Origin of the sequence: Candidatus Acidianus copahuensis (genome assembly GCF_000632495.1) — an archaeon.
Classification (GTDB): Archaea; Thermoproteota; Thermoprotei_A; order Sulfolobales; family Sulfolobaceae; genus Acidianus; species Acidianus copahuensis.
Map to the genome: position 1 here is coordinate 21381 of NZ_JFZT01000052.1, position 20264 is coordinate 41644.

Below are 20264 nucleotides of genomic sequence, written 5' to 3' on the forward strand. Positions count from 1 at the left end.
TCTTAGATTTGAGATAAGAGAAATCTATGGAAAATGTATCAAGAGTTTCATCATCTTTAGAGAGGAATAAATTAATGCGTCTGTTCTATCAGGCGTAAACGTCAGTTAATATAATCATATATGAACATGATTCGAATGTTTTCGCAATGATTATTACAAGGCTGAAAGAGGTATTGATAGACCCGCCAACAATAGAGATTAAGTACAGAAAGAGATGAAGAAGCTAAGAAGAAAGCTTATACGAATGAATCATTTGAACTTCTAATGATCTTCTTGATTATTCTTTAGACTAGTTCTCTCTATCGCTATGTTGGAAGTTTCCTTTGTGAGATCGTTCCTTTAAATCTAGTTTAATGTGGATGTTACGATTCTTAGATTCCGCACTAAATTCAGTGTTTGACGGTACTCTACTGCTTCATGGAGACAACTAAGACTTCTCTCTATTTCTTGGCATACTCAGTAATCCTACTTAATAATTTCATCCATAAGGTGACGCTTCCTACTTTAGTGGGATTAAGACGTCAAGAATACGAATACGAATCTACATTTAAACTTGTCGGAACTATTGGCGCTAAATATTTTTTTACCTTTACCTTATTTACTGTGCCATTTACGTAAAAGAAGGCCTCACCTACTTCTAATGATTTTACAGACTCTACATCTTTAGCTTTCCATGGCAAAATTTCTCTGTATACCTTTATGTCTGCAGGATGAACTACTTTATGAAGGAAATAAACCTCGCTTTGAGTAAGTACGTCTTTGTTTATCTTTGCAGATCTTTGGCTTACTAGAATCATACCTATTCCTCTTTTCCTTCCTCTAAGTGCAATCCTAGTTATTTCTTCGCTAAGCCTTGTTTTTTCATTCTGAGGAATAAATTCATGCGCTTCTTCAAGAAGAATGAAAAAGCTCTTCCCTCCGACTTTAGATTTATTCCATAAAGAATCTAAAAGATTGAACAGAAAGTTAAACGCCTTATTATTCCATTCATTCATATCAATTATGGTTGATTCTCCATCATAAATTATTTGTTTAGCTAATATATCTGTATCTAAATCGAAATTATCTATAGTAATTGCATTAAGTTCATACTCTCCGTCCGGATCTATGATAACAACTGGATAACCATCAGCTATTAGTTCAGAAGCAAGAACTTTTGCGGTATTTGATTTTCCAGAACCACGTATGCCCAATATTGCAATACACTTCCTTGCTATTTCGTTAGAATCAAGCGTAAAACCCAAGTCCATGATGTCATTTTCGACGTAAATTACTTAAAAGGAGGTTGAGTGGATATTATTTAATATAGATATTTATAATATTTAAAATTTCAATGCCTTCCTTAAATGCTGAACTTAAATACTGATCTGGAGTTATAAGAAGACTTTTATGGAATGGAGTTTTCTAGAGATTATGAAGGACGTCTATAAAATAGCTCTTTCTGCTTTTTTTAGCGATTTAGGATATCAAGCTGTAGTTGCTTCTTTCCCAATTCTTCTTGTATTTTACTTTCATTTACCGATATTTATTTATGGTATAGTGGAGTCCTTTAGTTATGGAATAGGTCTCTTTTTTTCCTTTTTGGGGGGATTATTAGCTGATAAGTGGGGAAGTAAAAAGGTAGCGATATTTGGGAATACATTTATAGTTCTTCTATCATTTACTGGTTTTGCTAAGGATGCTATACAAGCAATTATACTATTTCTTTCAGGCTGGTATATGAGAAACTTAAGATCTCCTGCTAGAAGAACCATGGTTGCGCAAATCACTTCTGAAAACGAAAGGAAAAGAGCTTTTGGAATACTTCATGCGCTAGATGTATTTGGGGGTATGTTAGCAATAGTCTATTTAACTATAGCAATATATTTTCGCGTTCCTTTTTACTTTCTTTTACCTCTTACTGCAATTCCTATAACCATCGGTACCCTCATGTTAGTCCTTACTAAACAAGGAAAAACCTTTAAAAGTGAAATACAGAAGACGAACGTGATCCTAGGAATTTTTATAGCTACCATTTTTTTTGGCATAAGTACATATAGTCCAGGATTTCCGATAATATCTGTCTCTCAGTCTACTCATGAAATTTATCTTGGAGCTCTAACTTATGGGATATTTCTAGGTTCTTCAGCGCTTTTTGGTTATGTTTTTAGCTATTTGCGAATAAATGATCTATACGGGTTAGGTTTAGGGTATACTATCTCTGGAATAGCCAGTTTGGGTTTTGTATTTTTATTCGTTTACGGCGCTCTAGGACTTTATCCGCTGGTATTTCTTCTTGGATTATCATTAGCGGCAGCTGAGACTTTTGAGCCAACAATAATTTCTAAGTTTACAGGGAAAAACATAGGTAGAAATATGGGATTTCTTTCCTTTTCAAGAGGAATAGGTTATTTTATAGGAAATTCTTTAATGGGCATATTATATTCCATAAGTTATACCTATGCATATATGTTTGCCTTTATCTCGGCTATAATATCTGTAATTATAATAGTAATATTAACAATAAATATTAAAAAATAAACTAAAAATTAACTTATAGTTATGGTAGTTGTAGCTTCTTTGGGTAACTTTATGGCTGGAGTATATAAAGTGATTTTGTAAGTCCCAGGTGATAGATGAATTGGGACGATCAACTGGAATTGCGCTTCACTTCCTAAGATTACTATGAAGCCACTGTACCAGTTTACAGAATCCTTTTTGTTTTCATTCCATGGAGCTTGAATTATTTTTACTGTATCATTAGATATCTGACTAGAGTTAAGGTAAATATGCCATGTAGAGTTGCTAATTTCCATTAATGGCGCACTTGCTGGATATGCATCTGGTCCGTCACAGTCAGTTATATTTAAGATTATTTCTGTTCCGTTGGAAATCGGATAGGAATTAGCGTATGTGATCTTTAATTGTGGAAGTTTAGAGTGATTTACTAGAGGTCCAACAACATTACCATAAGCCCACTGTCCTGTAGCTAATATAAATCCAACTACCAAAACTGCGAATATTAAACCAATTATTACAACTCTCTCCATTTTTCTCACCATAATTTAATCCACTTGAGTATAGGTACATTGGCGATTGGCCTATCTCCAAGTTTCTTGAATATTAAGCTATCTATACCCCAAACTCTACCCGCTCCAGTTAACATAATAGTCACAGCACCTGCAGTAAGTAGTGCTCCTATCTGCCATTCATCTTCACAAGTTGAACCTAACCAATATGCAGGAGCGAAACCCACTGACATTCCTATGGCAGCGAAAGCGGCTAATCTTGTTAGAAATCCTATAATAATGAATAGACCAGCAATTATTTCTATATAACTAAAGAGAGTAAGAAAAGTTACATCAAAACTTCTATTTTCTAATGTCATTAATAAAAAGTCCTTGAAAGGACCAGCATGAGGTAGAAAGTTAACTAGTTTCCCTCCAACAAACGACGGAGAATTAGGATCTAGTTTTGCTGGCTTTAATACTGCTTTCCTTAATCCGCCATCTAAAAACATCCAGCCTACTGCAAATCTTACGGGAAAAAGATATTCCATTCTTGTCATTTTTGTTGTTTCTTTAAACTCTTTATCTGTACTTGCCATGGGTTATGGTTATGATTTTAAGATTATAAAATCTTTCCTTTAATAAGTATAATTTTTTTAAAGTTATTTCATTTTCTCTTTGATAATATTTAAATAAAAGAAAATATTAAAAGAAAATCACGCATGCAATTCGTTTCTTTTTAGCGTTTCCGGTCCTATAGCTAATCCAGCAAACGCCAGTATTCCTCCTGATAGTAGTATTAGAAAAGCTGAAGTTGAGGTTGGAAAGAGATAAGAAAGTAATGAGATAAAAACCTGAGAAAAGCCAGCGGCAATAAAAGCCCCATTATAGGAGAATCCTACTCCTGTAGCTCTGCTAAATGTCTTAAATCTTTCTGCTAAATATGCAGGAGTTATAGCAGAAGGCAGGTTTATACCAAATCCGAATAGCAAAATTGGTAAGATAAGATTACCAGATGAAGTGTAGAGATTTAAAGCGGTAATAACACCTATAAGTAAACCGAACATACTCATTGATTTTCTCCCTATATAGTCAGATATCATGCCAGAAATTATCATTGAAGGTATTCCTATTAGATTCATTATAAGGGCAAGGAAACCATACTCATGAGCAGGTAAATGTAAAACTGTCCCAAGATATATTGGTATAAACTGGGGTCCGGCATATATCATGATCCAAAAACCTATCATAACAAGGATTGTCTGGAAAACAGGTTTAAGTCCTCTTATAGGATTTTCCTTTTCCGCTTCTAAATAAATTTTAGGTTCCGTCATTTTTGATCTAATGAACACAGCTAAAATTGCGGGAAAAACTCCTACGGCATAAATTATTCTCCATCCTAAAGAAAATAGAAAACTTCCATTTGCTGAAAGTTCAGTAAATAGCATATCGACTATAACGAACCCTACTAGTGTTCCAGATTGCATAATACCACTAGCAAGTCCTCTATGTCTATTGACGCTTTCCATAGATATTGTAAAGCTCGATGATACATCACCCCCTATAAATATTCCTTGGAAAATTCGTAATAATGATAATATTAATGGTGCTACTATTCCGATTTGGTAGTACGTTGGAAGAATTGCTGTTATACCTATAGAAAAGGAGTATCCCAATACTGTAAATATTAAGACTTTTTTCCTACCCCTTGTATCTGATAGGAAACCAAATATAAATCCACCTAATGGTCTAAACATTACTGTAAACACAACAGGTAATATTGCCCCTAAAACTCCTAGAGAAGGATAATACAATTTTTCTAGTATTGAAGCTGTTATAACTACTGCTCCTAAGTCATATGAATCCATAATCCAAGAGAGGTAGGATCCAACAAAGTTGAAGGTACTTCTATCTTTCATAAGCTCTAGAAAAATGAAGAAATTAAAAAATTTTGGGCTAGCGAGTTAAGAATCTCTCTTCTTAAGAAAAGGATAAGTTCGTCTAAATTTATGAGCTATTAGAGGTATAAGATAATACTGACTTAAGAAATCTGCCTTAGCCGACGTATAAAAAGAATACTAGATCTTATAATGAGCTTCTATACAAAACTTTTACATATTTCATTTAGCTTCAAGGTCTGACAACTGCAAAGATTTTAGTTCTACCTTCTTCTGACATCATTTGGTGTCTTCTGAAACGCTACCTCATAGTCTTATCCCTAGCAGGGTTTTTCCGCTTTAGTAGATTGAATATAACGTTATTTGTCCAAATTTATTAAATCTGGTTAGGTGGTCTAAACCCGAGTTTCAACGAACTGTCTCATAGTACATTATGACTTACATTTTTGGACTTTGTAAAACGTTTCTGTAAAGGAGACGTTCTTTCATTAATAGGAGAATCATCCTAGAAAATAACAAAATATCGAGGGAAATACTTAAATTACTTGCGGAATTTAAAAAAATCCGACGTATTATTTGAGTATATATCCTATAATATTTTTATTGAATAAATATTGCTCTTATTAATGAACTAATTGATATTAATAGAATTTCATAAATGCTAATGTTTTCATAATGGATTCTCACTTATCTAGAGAATCAATAACCAATCAAAAGTAGTGAGTTTTACTGCAATAACAGAATAGTTAGATTTATACAGTTTGATTTAGTTAATTAGAGAAATTTCTTATTATTATAACTATAAATATACCAAATATATAAATAATCCTGTTAAAAATAGTTACTTATAATTTAATTATTAAATTCCATAAATCTATAATTTTTATAATGATTTATTTCTGTCTAATCTAGTATGTTTAAATTTACTGTAAGCAAGACTTATATTTACATATGAATGTTTATACATGACCTTAATGAGTATAAAAAAGGTTAGTAATTCATGGATTAATACATTGGCTCCTCTAATTACATACGCATTAGCCACGTTTATTTTAGTTTTACCATCATTTACAGTTACTCAGTTTAGTCTTCCTGAATGGCTCTCGTTCTTAATTGTGTCAATCCCATTTGGTGGAAGAGTAGTAGGTTCTATAATGTACCAAAGAATTGTATCGCTGATAGGATCTAGAAGTACATTCGCAATATCAATGGCTTTACTGGGAAGTCTATCCTTGGCAAGTACAGTTAGAGACGTAATGTTACTTATAACTGTGAGATTAGCTGTAGGTATAGCCTTTGGAATAGCAACTTCGCTAGCTGTCGAGACAGCCACAAGGAAGGGAAGTAGAACGCTTACAGCATTGACCATGAGCGGGTGGGCATTTGGTTGGATATTTGGTGCATTTGATTATATTTTACTTAAAGAATGGTATTTAATTGCAATTTCTGGAATAATATCAATTCCATTTGTATTAATAAGAAATAGTTATGAAGATTTCAAAACAATTAAAATAAAAACCTCTCGTCCATCCATTCTCTCTATAGCAGCGTTCTTTTTATCATTCGAGCCAGCCTTTGTCTTACAATTAGCACCTAGTATAGTTCAGAGTTCTGGAATGGAATGGTTAATTTTTGGATATATTGTATCAATTCCGATGTATCTTTTAGTTCCATCTTTATCCAGTTTACTTGGCGAAGTGAGAACTACAATGGTTTATACTTTTATTGCATCCATGAGTGGTGTGCTTTTCTTTTATTTTGCTCAAGTTCCAGCGCTAATAGTTTTTACTGCATTTGGTCTAGGAATAAATTCGCTTGCTCCAAGAATTGCAGCAATGTATGGAGCTAATCCTAGAACAATGGGAACGGCATTGAATTCTGCAGCCTTAGGAGGAGTTATAGTACCAGTCATCAGTTCATTCGATATTAGAGTTTATGCTTCAATATTTACAGTATCTTCTTTATGCTTGTTAGCAGTTATGGCATTAAAGAAGAGAAACTATATAGAACTCTTAAGCTGATGCGTATATTTTCTATATATGTACTTTACTGTAAAACCTAAAAACAGATACATCGAAGTTAAGGCTAAAGGTAATGAAGGAATAGTGACTTTTCCTACTTTTATTCCAGGTTCTTACGTAATAAGGGAAATGGAGAGAAATATAGTAGAGATTAATGGTATAAGGATCTCTAAAAACAAATTTTATGTTAAAGATAAATTCAGTTATTTGATCTACGCTGCTAGTCCAGATCAGAGGGAGGCAATTTCAACTAATGACTATCTTTTCATAAATCCTCCAGCGGTATTTCCATTTCAAGATAAATCAGATGAATATTGTGTAGAGTTACTTATAACCTGGAAAATAAACACTACCCTTAAAAGAAAGGGAAATGTTTTCTGTGCTGATAATTACAATGAATTTGCAGATTCACCTATAGAGGCATCTCCCAATCTTAAACTCTTAGATGTAGACGATAATCATGCAGTATCTACAATAGATGAAATTAATATTGAGAAAATAAGTAAAATTGTTAATATAGCTGATTCTATTATGGGCATAGAAAATAAAGGTAAAAGATACTTATTTCACTTTAGAAGATCGGATAAAAATTATGGTGGAATAGAGCACTTGAACTCTTCAGCCATAGTTATTCCATGGGAAGCAAAGGAGATAGAGCGCATATTTGCTCATGAATATTTTCATAGACTTAACGTAAAACAACTAATCCCAGCCGATCTTAATATTGACTATGAAACAGAGACCTACAGTGAACTCCTATGGTTTGCAGAAGGATTCACAGATTATATGTCATGGCAAATAGTTTCTAGATCAAATGTAGTGGAACCTAAAGATGTTGCTAAAGGAATAGCTAATTCATTACAGACTTTGACATTTCCAGGAAGTAAGAGAATGAGTCTCGCCGAATCGTCAAGGACAACTTGGATAAAATACTATAAACGAGATGCAAATTTCCTTAATTCAGCTATTTCGTATTATGACGGTGGACTCGCTTTAGCATTATATGTTGACATGGAATTAAATGGAAAAGGAGAAAGAATAGATATTCTATTCAAGAAGTTAGAGAGGAAATATACAGCAGAACAAATTTTTAGTACAATTAGACGTCTAGGAGTAGATATAGAAGATTTAGTGTATTCTCCCGCATATGAAATAATAAGAACTTTAGAGGATATTAATATAGTAGAAATAATAGATAAAGGCAAGGATTATATAGGATTTTCTTTAGACGATAATAAGGTAATCTTTGTAGAAGACCAATCGCCAGCTGATGTTGCAGGTATCTTTCCAATGGATCAGATAATATCAGTTAATGGTTCAAAATTGTTAAATTTCGACCAAGAAAATGATGTTTATTTCATCAGGGAAGGTAGGATAAAGTTTACAAAAATATTTCAAGGTAAGAGTCCGGGACATTCAGTTAAGGTGAAGCTGGATAAGGTATTTCCAAGGTCTGAAGCTATCTCTGAGGCAAAAGTTATCTAGAATATGCACTAATAGTTCTTCTCTAAAATATTATATTTAGTAATATCATAAGGACTATCATTAAGCCGTTGAAAGCAGTTTAGCTTAAATCGAGACATTTTTATGCATTTCACGATCTTTCTTTTTAAGATGATTATATTTTAAAAAAGTATTAATTTGTTCAAATCTGGGTATGTAGATCCGAAGGAGGGACAAAAAAGGTAAGAGGTACTAAGGATGTGCGGTTCCTCCCAGCTTAGGTGGCGTAGGTTGGGTTATCCAGCTAATGAATCATGACGATGAGCGTTAACTCAGAACGTTGTGAGGCCCAAGGGTTTATGGACATGATAGCAAGTCCGTAAAATCCAAACCCCATATCCTCTGTTCCCAAAGTAGATTATTTCGTTGTAGATGAGATTACGAAGTAGCATTGTTTAGTATATCATATAATGTTAGAGGAATAGAATCCGAGGTTAAGACGATAGTTAAAAGGTCTTTATTTATGTCCACGAGAAGGTTTAGGAGTGATTTTGTATGTTGGAGGGGGCTTTCATAGTTGAGTCTAATATTATTAACAAGAACCGGTAATAATGTCAGTAGAGCGTTTGTTGAACGTCTCTCCTTATCTAAAGTTAAGATGATAGAACTGTTGATACGTTTTCGTTAAAGGTGAATGCAGATATTTCTTATTAAGATTTAAATTTAATATAAATTTATAGTAGTTATTATTTAGTTAAATAATATCATTAAAATATTAATTTAATTAGATAATTGAGTAGCTGTTATACATTAAAAAAGTATGGAGAAGATTTTTAATGGGAAAGGTTAATCGTTATCTATGTCAAGGAATGTTAAGTACATAACCATTATTTTCCTAGCAGAGTTAGCAATTTTCTTTATAGCTTCTGCAATTCCTGTTAGCAATCCCAAATTGGTTCAAAGCTTCTCTACAGAAAGAAGCCAGATAGTCCAACAGCCATACGTTATTGAAGCGTTATCAATATTTTCCCATAATCTTGTAATAGCTCTTACTGAATTTATTCCTGGATTTGGGATCGCTATGCTTGGTTTCTCAATCTTTTCAACCGGTGTAGTACTTTCCGCCATCTCATTAAGCCAAGGAATTCCAGGCTTATTTTCGGCTCTATCTTTGATGACACTTCCTCATTCATGGTTAGAATTGCCTTCATATGCCATCGCAGCTGGCAGCGGGATTTATATATTAATTGATAAAAATTGGAAGAGATTTGTACTTATGATTGGATTTGTGACTTTAGAATTATTCTTGGCTGCATTTACGGAAGCAGCTGAAATCGTTGTAGAGAGTATAAATATTGGATACTCGTACCTTTTCTGGATACCTGCTGCTCTATTCATTTACGCTTTATATAAGGCATTTACGTGGATAAATTCCTATGCTGATTCAATATCTTCAGCGTCTTCCACGCCTCTTCAGGGCATTTATTCTAGTCAAACAGCATATTCAAATCCTGGATATAGTGCACCAGAATTTCAACGTCAGCCTACACAAGTTGGCGTTGGATTTGTAAAGGCTGGAAAAGCACAATTAACAATTTACTCTCCTCGCCCTATTCAAATATCTTCTATTCAAATCCTTGCTCAAGGAGTTTTGCCTAGTTCAGTATATCCTCAGCTAATAAATCCTGGATATAATTATATTACTGTTGAACTTACAGGAAGTGAGTCATTATCCTATGGAGCTAACTATGTAATTGTTTTTACATTTTCTGATGGAACTACGATATCAGCAAATGTGATATATCAAGGTAATTAGTTTTTAACTTAGATAAAATGCCCTTTCTCTAGATATTAAACTAGTAAGTTAAAGATTTAATAGCTTTCAAATAAAAAATTTATATTTTGAAATGTATCACTAGAAGTTATCTGAGAGATTATAAAGAAAAAAGATCTTAACTAATAAATATTTGATATAATAAAATTAGATCCAATTTCAAGATAAGTTATAATAATTCATGCAGTAAATTACTTTGTATATGGCTAGTAAACCATTACAGACAGTATCAGTATTGATACCATTTCTTTTATCAGCATATGTAATGTATTCAATAACTTTTGTTATAGATCCACTCTCACATTATTTTAATACAGGTATTCCAGAGATTATACTAGCGGTCACCTTATCATGGATAGGTGGAGCAATCGGCGGGTTAATATTTGGTCGGCTCTCAGATGTGATAGGTAGGAAAAAAGCTTTATTATTCTCCTTCTTCCTAATATGTATTCCAGAGATTATTAATTTCAAATTAGTTAATATATATGAGCTTTACGGTCTTTGGTTTTTAATTGGTTTTGGAGTTAATGGAGAGAACGGAATTAGTTATGCAATCATAGCCGAGTTAAGATTTACGAATTTAAGGGGATTTCTCGGAGGGTTAATGCAGGGATTTTATGCTCTAGGTGCCCTATTAGGTGCGATTACCTCACTATTTATTACAAATTTTAGATTAATTTTTCTTGTACCTGGATTAATATTCGCTCTTTCGTTTTTACTTTGGCCTTTTGTTCCAGAAGAAAAAAGTAGATTTCCTGGGTCGAAAATATCTGAAATCTTTAGAAAAGATATAATTAAAATAACTATTATTGGGTCTATAGTTTCTCTTGCATCTTTCCTGTTTATAATTCCAGCATTTAGCTTAATGCCTACAACTCTCCAACTTCTTCACTTTAAAAATTATGATGTTATTATAGCTATAGGCGATATTTTGGCAACGTTTTCTTACGCTTTATCTGGATATATCTCTGACGTGAAAGGTAGAAGGTTTGCTGCGTTAGTTTTCAGTAGTATAGCAGTAATAGCATCATTTATTTTTACATTCTCCTTTATTATTGTTGGTGTGTTTCTTGTATACTTTTTCTCAGCATTTTTCGCATTTTTTGGAGTATGGTTAAGTGAACTTTATCCACAGAGAATTAGAGGAGCAGGAACAAACTTCGCTCTTTTGATTGGCAGGTTAATAGGGGGAGGTTTCGGGACATTATTCGTTACATTGTTGCCATTTAGTCTAAGAGACTCATTGGGTATTGTTTTAATTGCTATGGCGATATTGGCGAGCTTAGGGATTTACTTCTTAAATTGATTAGTGTCATATCGTATAAACTTTAAATTAAGATGATTTAGATTATGTATTAAACTTTATTTATTCAACGTTATAACTTTATGAGATATCTTTTTAAACGCCTGTATAAAGGTACACTCGGTAAGTGTTTAAAGTTATGTTAAAGGCAAGGTATTATATCCACTCAAAAAACAAGCTAGGAATAATAGAATCGCGCTGAATCCCTTTGGGAGATAAGAAAGATAAAATTTGAGGATGTAACCAAAGCTTTTGTTAGTGGAGATATCAGGATGGACAAGTATGGTTTGAAGGACTATTATATTTGGAACTTGCAGGGAGATGAAGTGTATGTGATAGATGTTAATGGTGAGATTGCTGGAGTAGTTGATATTATAGAGGGATTAGACTACATAATAGTAGATATGCTTGCAAGGAATAAACTAGTTGACGTAAGAGGTATAGGTAGTTCACTCTTAAGTTTTGCTGAGGATTATGCTAAGAGTAAAATGAAACATAAAGTTATAGTAGAAGCACTAGATACTGCAAAAGATTTTTACTTAAAGAAAGGTTATACGCCTCTTTTCATACGAGATGATAATGAATGGGGAAAGTTGACTGTTATGGTAAAATATGTGGAAGAAAGCGTCTTAGTGAGCACTTCTCGAAATTAAACATAAAACGGAAAAAGATAAAAAAATTCTTAATGCTAGCGGGATATCTCGATCTTTTATGTCTACGGAGGTTAAGTCGACGTAAGATTCTACTCATGAGAGTGGGAATGGTTGACTCCTATAAAAATAGTAAGTTTTGCATTATAATTTCGTGGTACTAGCAAGAGATCAGTCTTAATGGACTTGGTGAAGTCACATCTCGGAGGTAGGCTGTGATCTTCAAGATCTCCATAATCCTACACTAGGGTTAATGAAATGGATCCGCAAAAGAAACCTTCTGCCTTAGTTATGGGTAGTTCGAGTCTAGAAGATAGAGCAGTGAGAACGACCGAACGGTCTAGAATTTCATTGAAGCTTCGTATTTATGCCGATCCCTTGTCATTATTACAGACTTCCTTTTTTTTTAATTCCATTTTATAAAGTCCATGAGCTTAAAGGTTAAGTTCTTGGGATATGATAAAAGTTTTTCCCAATGTTTATGATATAACTTCTTATAGACGTCGATAGAGGAACATAACGAAGTCTATGCTATTATAAAATCATATCTATGTAGTCTGTAAGGAATTCCTTAACCATTACCCTTTAGGATAAAATGAAAAGCTAAAGGAATTATTGTATCTTTATTTAGATGTCAGAAATAATGAGGCCTTTTTTAAGGGTAACCTGCATGTTAACTACACAGCTATATACAATTTATCATCTATGTAGTAAAGACTTTTTAACGTCTTTTTCTACGTTAACCTATGAAAGCAATATCATTAAAAATAGTTGGAGTTGTTATTGTGGTTATAATTGTAATAGCAATTGGAGTATTTCTAGCGAGTTTTCTAGCGAGTTATCACCATAAAAGTAAAACAGTAACACTTACCGTTGTTACATTTTCTGGCCAGAGCGCAAAATTTATACAATACGCTGGAAATCTTTTCTCAAGCCAACATCCAGGAGTTAAGGTCGTTGTAGAATCCTACCCATTTAGCGATTATATTGAAAAGGAACTTACTTCGCTCGAAGCTCATTCATCTCAATACGATATAATAGGTTTTACTTCCACATCAGCACAACGTGTAGCTCCCTATTTGATTAGCCTTAACTCTTCCCTATTTAATATGTCAGATATAATAGGTCCTCAAGAAGCTTTTGGAGGAATTATATATAATACAACAACTCATCAAAATGTAACTATTGGAATAGCTTATGAAACCGCTGTTTATCTTTTAGCATATAGAACTAATATATTTGAAAATTCTACTCTTTTAAATGAATTTATGAATGAATATCATATAAACTTTACTCCAACAACATGGCAAAACTGGACAGTAGTTCTTGATGTAGATCATTTCCTTACATCCCATAATATCACAAAGTATGGTTTTATAATAGATGATCACGTTGCTCACGGAATAATAGACGCTTTCCCCGCAGTATATGGGTGGTATTACTCTAGAAATTCATCATTAAATCATGGTTTATCTGGTGGACTTCCAGGTTTCAATATAATGTTTGAAGGTTATATACCATCAGGGCTGACATACCCGTTACCTTCTTTCAACTCTACATCTGGAATAGAAGCGTTAGAAACCTATAAAGACCTAATAAGTTATGAAGTAAATCCATCGCAATTACAGATATGTTATGGTAATTTCCAAGAATTTTATCCTAATGCGCCAGGTGCTTTTATTTTTACCACTCAATTATCATCATTAAACTCGAGTGAACTTAATAATACTGCTTTAGCACCCTTACCTGGTGGATATGCTGAAACCGGAACAGATTTCTTAGGTGTTAGTAAATACTCTTTACATGTGTCATTAGCAGAGGAATTCCTTAAATTCCTTGTATCTCCTGAAGTTCAAGTACAAGCATTTATGAAATTCAATAAGTTTCCTATATCAAAGACGGCGTTTAGTGAGCTGATTTCTAATAGTTCAATATCTCCTCTGTATAGACAATGGTTACGTGAAGTATATATCTCAGCCTCCTTCAGCATATGCTAATCCTCCTAATATACCTCAAACTTATCCCCAACTTATCCCTAGTTTTAATAGCGCTATATTCAAATATCTAACAGGTCAAAATACTAATGCTACAAGTGTACTAAATCAAGCTGCACAGCAGTGGATCTCAGCTCTGAAGTGAGAGCATGGGATTAGAAGTTAAGGAAATAACAAAGTTTTTTGGAAATATAAAGGTTTTAAATTCAATTTCGCTTGATGTCGAAAAAGGAGAATTTCTTGTTATTCTTGGTCCCTCGGGTTCAGGTAAGACAACTCTTTTAAGGATAATTTCAGGATTAGAAAAGGCGAATGAGGGAAAAGTAATAATTGATGGGAATGACGTTACTGAATTACCTCCAGGAAGAAGAGATATTGCCATGGTTTTTCAAAATTATGCGCTTTTTCCACACAAAACAGTAAGAGAAAATCTTTTCATGGCAATAGAGAATATTTATCGAAAAGAGGAAGCTGAGGATCTGATTAGAGAAGTTTCTTCTAATCTAGGTATACTGAACCTTCTGAGCAGATATCCTTCTGAACTCTCTGGAGGACAACAACAAAGAGTAGCATTAGCGAGGGCTCTAGTGAAGAGACCAAGACTTTTTCTTATGGATGAACCACTCTCTAATTTAGATGCTCCTCAAAGAATAAGTGCTAGAAAACTAATAAAGGATATACAAAGGGAAAATAGTGTAACTACCGTCTACGTAACTCATGATCAGATAGAGGCAATGACTTTAGCTGATAAAATTGCAATAATAGATAAAGGCGATTTAATTCAGTTTGGAACTCCAGAGGAAATTTATAGTAATCCAGTTAATGAATTTGTCGCAACGTTTTTTGGTAACCCTCCTATGGCAGTAATAGATGGAAAAATTACTGGCATCGAGGGAAAAGTAGCTGTAAGAGCAGAAGATGTAGAGATTGGTAAAGGAGATACAAAAGGGGTTATAGACGATGTAGAATTTTGGGGAGATAGATACTTAGTTTACATTAGAGTTGAAGATAACGAGTTAAGAGGATTCTCTCCTCTGAAATTAAAGGTTGGACAAGACATAAACTTTACTATAAGAAATGCTAAAAGATTATGAGAGAATTGAGGTCCTCGACCTATTATCTTGTTTATATAATTATATTCGGATTAATCCCATTTGTAAGTACATTTGCTATTGTAGGTGACGATCCAAAGGCTATAGTTCAAGTGTTTTCCTCAGTCCCAGTTGATATAGTTATTTACAATACATTAATATTTTCATTCTTTACTGCATTATTTTCATCTATTTTAGGTTTATTATTGGCTGTAATGGTTGATATGCTTCATAAAGGTAAAAGACTAATCTCTTTGCTTATAATGTTACCTTACACGATTCCTTTTACTTCTTCTGCCTTAATATGGGGTATAAGCCTTTATGGAAAATATGGCTGGTTTTCGTATTTTTTACACTTACCTTATGATATACTATATTTTTCTTCAACTTCAATATGGGGTGTAACATTAGTGAGCATATGGTCCTCGATTCCAATGGCTTTTCTAATATTGCTTTCTGCAATTAGAGGTATACCAAAAGAGATGAGAGAGGTCTCAGCTATTGATAATATGCCGCTGTCAAAGTTCTATGGTGAGATCGCTTTACCTTTTCTTGGAAAAGCGTTCTGGCTTTCCTTCTTATTGGAATTTGTATTAGCTATGGGCAATTTTGACCTTCCTTATGTTTTAACTAGTGGAGGACCTGGTTTCTCTAGCACTACTCTTCCGTTATTAGTTTTTGATGAGATGTTTGATTATGGAAATTTCCCAGGAGGAGCGTTTGCTAGCATAATTTTGGGGGCTATATCCACTATACCAGCGATAGCACTACTCTTCCTTCTAGTTAGAAAAACCAATAAAGTTAAGCTTTTACCATCTTTAAAGCTAAATATTCCAGATAAAGTATTTAAGAGTTTAATTTATGTAATATCATCGTTCTTGATATTTTTTCTTGTATTTCCTGTTTACTGGATGTTCCTAGTGAGTTTAAGGAGCGCATCATTAGACTTTAGATCCCCTCCAGTTCTTCTTCCAGTATCATTAGATGACCATTACCTAATATCCTCTTTCATTTCTGCTATCCCATATTTAGTTACTAGTATAGTAGTAGCCATATTAGCTTCAACTTTTACGGTTTTTCTATCTCTTCCTGCAGGATATGAGACTGCACAAGGCACGTGGAGATGGATCTTACCGTTATCTATTTACATATATTCCTTGCCTAGTACGTCATATGTTATTCCACTTTTTCTGATGTTTGAACACTCTGGGTTACTAAATAATTGGCTATCCTTAATTCTATCATTTCCTATATTTACTGCTACGTTTGGCGTGTGGGTATTTTACAACTTCTTCATTGATTTTCCTAGGGGATATAATGACGCAGCAGAAGTTTTTTCAATAAAGAGAAAGATGTGGAGAATAGTCATACCTTTATCTAAATCTTCCACTTTTTCTGTCTTCTTGTTATCATTTATATTTAGTTGGCATATGCTATTTTATCCTCTAATATTTTCTAGTTCCCCTTATAACTTCTCTTTCCCTCCTCAAGGTTCTGAGACAGTAACTATATTTGCTTTACTGGCGTTGGGTGACGAGAGCGTGAACTGGGGTATTCTTGCTTCATCGGCTTTAGTTGCAGCATTACCCGTAATGATAGTTACAGTTTTTGCCATAGACAGGATATTAAAGGGTTCTGCTGAAGGTGGAATAAAGTTCATTTAGATTTTTTCTTTTTCAATAAAGTATAACATGTATTGCAACATGCATAATATATCTTATTACCTATTTTTAATTTAATGGGTTTTTCATTAATTTCTCCTCCACAGTAATCGCAGACCAATTTAGGTGAAATCTTAAGTCCTTTCTTCCCATAGGAAACAAAGACCGAATCCTTTTGTACATTACTAAGAGATTTATGGATTTCTTCTAGATTATTAGACCTAACAATATTCATGTAACCTCCTTCGATCAGGTTATAACACTCGCTTGAGAAACAAGTCTTAGCCACGATAAATGCAGTAAACTCTCCTTCTTCATAGAACTCTACAGTAAACTTAATTCCTTTTTCTTTGAGAGATGAAATAATACGGGATATTGTAACTCTACTAACTCCTAGTTTTTCGCTTATTTCGCTCGCTGAAAGTCTTGAATCCTCCTTAAGTAGTTGGAGAACTTCATACTCCAAATTATTTATTTTTGAAACACTTGATCTAGATTCCACATTAAAAATTTACATTCTGAAAGTTAAAACGTTTACTTTTAAGGTCAAAAATTACATTGTTAAGGTAAGTTATAATATAGTTTGATCTGAACAATAATTATGAAATGCCCTGTTTGTGGAATGGAAGGCAAAGAAGAAATAAAGACGTTGTATAAGGGAAAAGTTTACCATTTCTGCAGTACAGGATGTAAAAGAGCATTTGAATCAAATCCAGAAAAATATCTGAGGGAAGGGCCCAAGGGTATGCCTCATGAGTGAGAAACTTAGAATAAAGAGACAAGAAGAGCTAAAAGTTATTGGGATGCACTGTGCAACATGTGAGACAACAGTATCAAAAGCAATATCCTCGGTTAAAGGTGTAAATGATGTAAGAGTAAACTTAGCTACAGGTCAGGCTAGAGTCGAGCTAGACAACGCGAAACTCAAAGATATAATTAATGCTGTCAGGAAATCAGGCTACGATGTATTGACTCAAAAGGTGTTTATATCAGTTTCTGTAAACCCGGAGGAGATATCGAAGATTAGAGAATTAATAGAAAGCATGCCTGGTGTAATAAGTGCTTCTGTTTCAACGAATCTTGCTTCAGTAGAAATAAATCCAGTGAGCATTTCTGCAAAGGATTTAGAGCAAGAACTTAGGAAAAGAGGATATTATGCCAAAGCATCTATAGAAAAAGCGGATCTTCCAGAAATCGAAGCGTCAAAAAAGGAACTAAAGAGTTACATTATAAGCCTTATAATAGCAGTTTTATTTACAGTTCCAACTCTTATCCTTCAATACTTAGGTTTTCCGTTCTTTGCTATCTTTACATCTTTTCCTGTCCAGTTTTATTCTGGGCTTAGATTTCATAAGGGTGCTTATAGGGCCTTAAAAAACAAGACAACTAACATGGACACTCTAGTTTCATTAGCTTCAAATGTAGCTTGGTTCTACAGTGTTTATGGTGTTTTAACTAATTCGGCCGTATTCTTTGATGCATCATCTCTTCTAATTTTATTTATTTTAATAGGAAAAACACTAGAAGCATATGTTAAGGCAAGAGTTACTAATTCTGTCATAGGGCTCTATTCTGTTAACGCAAGGCTTATCAAAGGAAATAGAGAAGAGATTGTAAGTTCTTCCAGTCTAAAAGTAGGTGATATAGTTTTAGTAAAGTCTGGAGAAATTATCCCTGCTGATGGGATTGTTGAGGAAGGGAAAGGTGACGTTAATGAAGCTATATTCACTGGGGAAAGCAAACCTACTTTGAAAACAAAAGGGAAACCTGTAATAGGAGGAACAGTTCTCATTAATGGTTTCCTGAAGATATACGTAACTAGGTCTGGGGAAAGAACCTATATGGCCCAAGTTGTTCAAGCAATAAGGGAATCTCAAGGAACTAAGTTACCCATACAATCCTTAGTGGATAGAGTAGCCTCAATATTTGTCCCAGTTATAATAATAATATCTGTATTATCGTTTTTTATTTGGCATTTTATTCTTGGATTTCCTTTAAACTTGTCAATTCTAATCTCTGTAGCAGTCTTAGCCTCAGCATGCCCTTGCCCATTAGGTCTTGCAACACCGTTGGCTGTACTAACAACTGTTAATAAGTTAGCAAAAAAAGGCATAATTATTAGAAACGGTGAAAGCTTAGAGAGATTACAGGAAATAAAGACAATCATTCTAGATAAGACCGGTACAATTACTACAGGGGAATTTAAAGTCAAGAAGTGGACAGGAAATAGTTTTATCGGAAATCTAGTTAGTTCGTTAGAGAAAAATAGTTCGCATCCTGTAGCTAAAGCATTGACTTCCCTTGGGAATGGAACGGAAAAAGTAGAGGATTTCGAAGAATTTCCTGGAGAAGGGGTCTATGGAAAAGTTGATGGTCATTCTGTTATTGTTGGAAAACCTTCCTTTGTTGTTAGGAATTGTGAGGGAGAAGGTAATGGGGATGTACTAGTTTGTATTGATGGAGAAATCAAGGCTTCCGTATTTTTGGAAGATGAAATTCAGGGTTGTGTAGAGAAGGCGATAAAAAGCCTAAAATCAAGATATACGTTAATAATGGCAACTGGAGACTCAAGTTCTTCAGCAGAGTTAGTTGGAAATAAACTAGGTATCAAAGTCTATAAGGGCTTATCCCCCGAAGAAAAAGCGGAACTAGTTAAGGAGCTTAAAAAAGAGGGAGGAGTCGCTTTTATTGGTGATGGAGTAAACGACGCTTTACCGCTAAAGGAGGCAGATGTAGGTATCGCCATATCTTCAGGAAGCGATATAGCAAAATATGCCGGAGATATAATTATTCCATCATTATGTAATATTGACATGCTATTTTGGGGATCAGGGAGGGCAATAAGGAAAATTAAGGAAAACCTGGTATGGGCCTTTGGATACAACTCAGTCTTAGTTCCAATAGCTGCTGGTATACTATATCCCTTTCTCCTTCCACCTCAATATGCAGCTTTGGCAATGAGTATGAATAGTGTGTCAGTTGTATTATGGTCGATGCTGCGGTAAGCTACTTAACCTTTCTGTTGAGCTTCCTGCTTCATAGCAAATCCTAGTTAAGGTATGTAGTGTCAACTCCAGAATATCTTTGGGTTAGTTACAGACTAGTGCAAGAGGAGATGTTAAGTGAGCCTAGAAGTCGTGACTAACACTGTAATCAACTTTTCGAAGAGAAAAATACTCCGCAAAAGCATTTTCTTTTCATGTAACCATAATGTCGATACGTCCTTAAGGTATGTGTTGGACTAACTGGTCTGAACTCTCATATTTTTCCATCTATCATTTGAATATATCTTTATTATTTCGTAAAAACCAACTTCATGTAAATGAAGATATAGTATCTTATTAGGACGTGACATCAGTTTCTTCACTTATATATTCTTTAT

15 protein-coding genes and 1 pseudogene are annotated in these 20264 nt (G+C 33.9%); 11 read left to right on the plus strand and 5 right to left on the minus strand.

What is annotated here, in order from left to right; genetic code table 11:
• Positions 1–521 precede the first annotated feature (521 nt).
• Complete coding sequence (locus tag CM19_RS10105) at positions 522–1250, minus strand: ATP-binding protein (RefSeq protein ID WP_048100326.1); 729 nt, start codon at positions 1248–1250, stop codon at positions 522–524.
• A gap of 163 nt (positions 1251–1413) precedes the next feature.
• Here CM19_RS10105 and CM19_RS10110 point away from each other — a divergent pair, with 163 nt between their 5' ends.
• Complete coding sequence (locus CM19_RS10110) at positions 1414–2520, plus strand: MFS transporter (protein ID WP_052349527.1); 1107 nt, start codon at positions 1414–1416, stop codon at positions 2518–2520.
• Positions 2521–2528: 8 nt separating this feature from the next.
• Here the strand turns inward: CM19_RS10110 and doxA are convergent, their stop codons facing one another.
• From doxA to CM19_RS10125, 3 genes are all read right to left on the minus strand, one after another.
• On the minus strand, positions 2529–3029 hold the full coding sequence (gene doxA, locus CM19_RS10115) for a thiosulfate:quinone oxidoreductase small subunit (RefSeq protein WP_048100340.1): 501 nt from the start codon (positions 3027–3029) through the stop codon (positions 2529–2531).
• Positions 3030–3034: 5 nt separating this feature from the next.
• Complete coding sequence (gene doxD / locus CM19_RS10120; protein ID WP_048100328.1) at positions 3035–3586, minus strand: thiosulfate:quinone oxidoreductase large subunit; 552 nt, start codon at positions 3584–3586, stop codon at positions 3035–3037.
• 117 nt (positions 3587–3703) lie between these two features.
• Entirely contained in the window at positions 3704–4906 is a 1203-nt protein-coding gene (locus CM19_RS10125; RefSeq protein WP_048100329.1) for an MFS transporter, read from the minus strand.
• A gap of 953 nt (positions 4907–5859) precedes the next feature.
• Here CM19_RS10125 and CM19_RS10130 point away from each other — a divergent pair.
• The 8 genes and pseudogenes from CM19_RS10130 to CM19_RS10165 all read left to right on the plus strand — a co-directional run bounded on the left by CM19_RS10130 (position 5860) and on the right by CM19_RS10165 (position 16885).
• The gene (locus CM19_RS10130; protein WP_048100341.1) at positions 5860–6906 is read left to right on the plus strand and encodes an MFS transporter; all 1047 of its coding nucleotides are present in this window, start codon (positions 5860–5862) and stop codon (positions 6904–6906) included.
• An 18-nt stretch (positions 6907–6924) separates the two neighbouring features.
• Positions 6925–8391, plus strand: coding sequence for a M61 family metallopeptidase (locus tag CM19_RS10135; protein ID WP_048100330.1), 1467 nt, complete (start codon positions 6925–6927; stop codon positions 8389–8391).
• An 817-nt stretch (positions 8392–9208) separates the two neighbouring features.
• A complete protein-coding gene (locus CM19_RS12610; protein WP_052349525.1) occupies positions 9209–10165 on the plus strand; it encodes a DUF973 family protein in 957 nt (318 codons plus the stop codon).
• A 220-nt stretch (positions 10166–10385) separates the two neighbouring features.
• The gene (locus tag CM19_RS10145; protein WP_048100331.1) at positions 10386–11489 is read left to right on the plus strand and encodes an MFS transporter; all 1104 of its coding nucleotides are present in this window, start codon (positions 10386–10388) and stop codon (positions 11487–11489) included.
• Between the two features lie 269 nt (positions 11490–11758).
• A complete protein-coding gene (locus tag CM19_RS10150) occupies positions 11759–12139 on the plus strand; it encodes a GNAT family N-acetyltransferase (protein WP_048100332.1) in 381 nt (126 codons plus the stop codon).
• Between the two features lie 743 nt (positions 12140–12882).
• Positions 12883–14275 (plus strand): annotated as a pseudogene (locus CM19_RS10155) (ABC transporter substrate-binding protein).
• A gap of 4 nt (positions 14276–14279) precedes the next feature.
• Positions 14280–15224 (plus strand): ABC transporter ATP-binding protein, encoded by a 945-nt coding sequence (locus CM19_RS10160; RefSeq protein ID WP_048100333.1) that lies wholly within the window; start codon positions 14280–14282, stop codon positions 15222–15224.
• On the plus strand, positions 15221–16885 hold the full coding sequence (locus CM19_RS10165) for an ABC transporter permease (RefSeq protein ID WP_048100334.1): 1665 nt from the start codon (positions 15221–15223) through the stop codon (positions 16883–16885). The genes CM19_RS10160 and CM19_RS10165 overlap by 4 nt, the downstream gene beginning before the upstream one ends.
• On the opposite strand, the gene CM19_RS10170 is transcribed toward CM19_RS10165, so the two are convergent.
• Positions 16878–17384, minus strand: a complete 507-nt coding sequence (locus CM19_RS10170) for a TRASH domain-containing protein (protein ID WP_048100335.1) — start codon at positions 17382–17384, stop codon at positions 16878–16880. The genes CM19_RS10165 and CM19_RS10170 overlap by 8 nt on opposite strands.
• Before the next feature lie 99 nt (positions 17385–17483).
• Between CM19_RS10170 and CM19_RS12810 the strand changes: the two genes are divergently transcribed.
• Positions 17484–17642 carry a YHS domain-containing protein gene (locus tag CM19_RS12810; RefSeq protein ID WP_081801267.1) on the plus strand — a complete coding sequence of 53 codons (159 nt, stop codon included), beginning with the start codon at positions 17484–17486 and terminating at the stop codon, positions 17640–17642.
• Entirely contained in the window at positions 17635–19887 is a 2253-nt protein-coding gene (locus tag CM19_RS10175) for a heavy metal translocating P-type ATPase (protein WP_048100336.1), read from the plus strand. Before CM19_RS12810 ends, CM19_RS10175 begins: the two co-directional genes overlap by 8 nt.
• Positions 19888–20264: the final 377 nt, after the last annotated feature.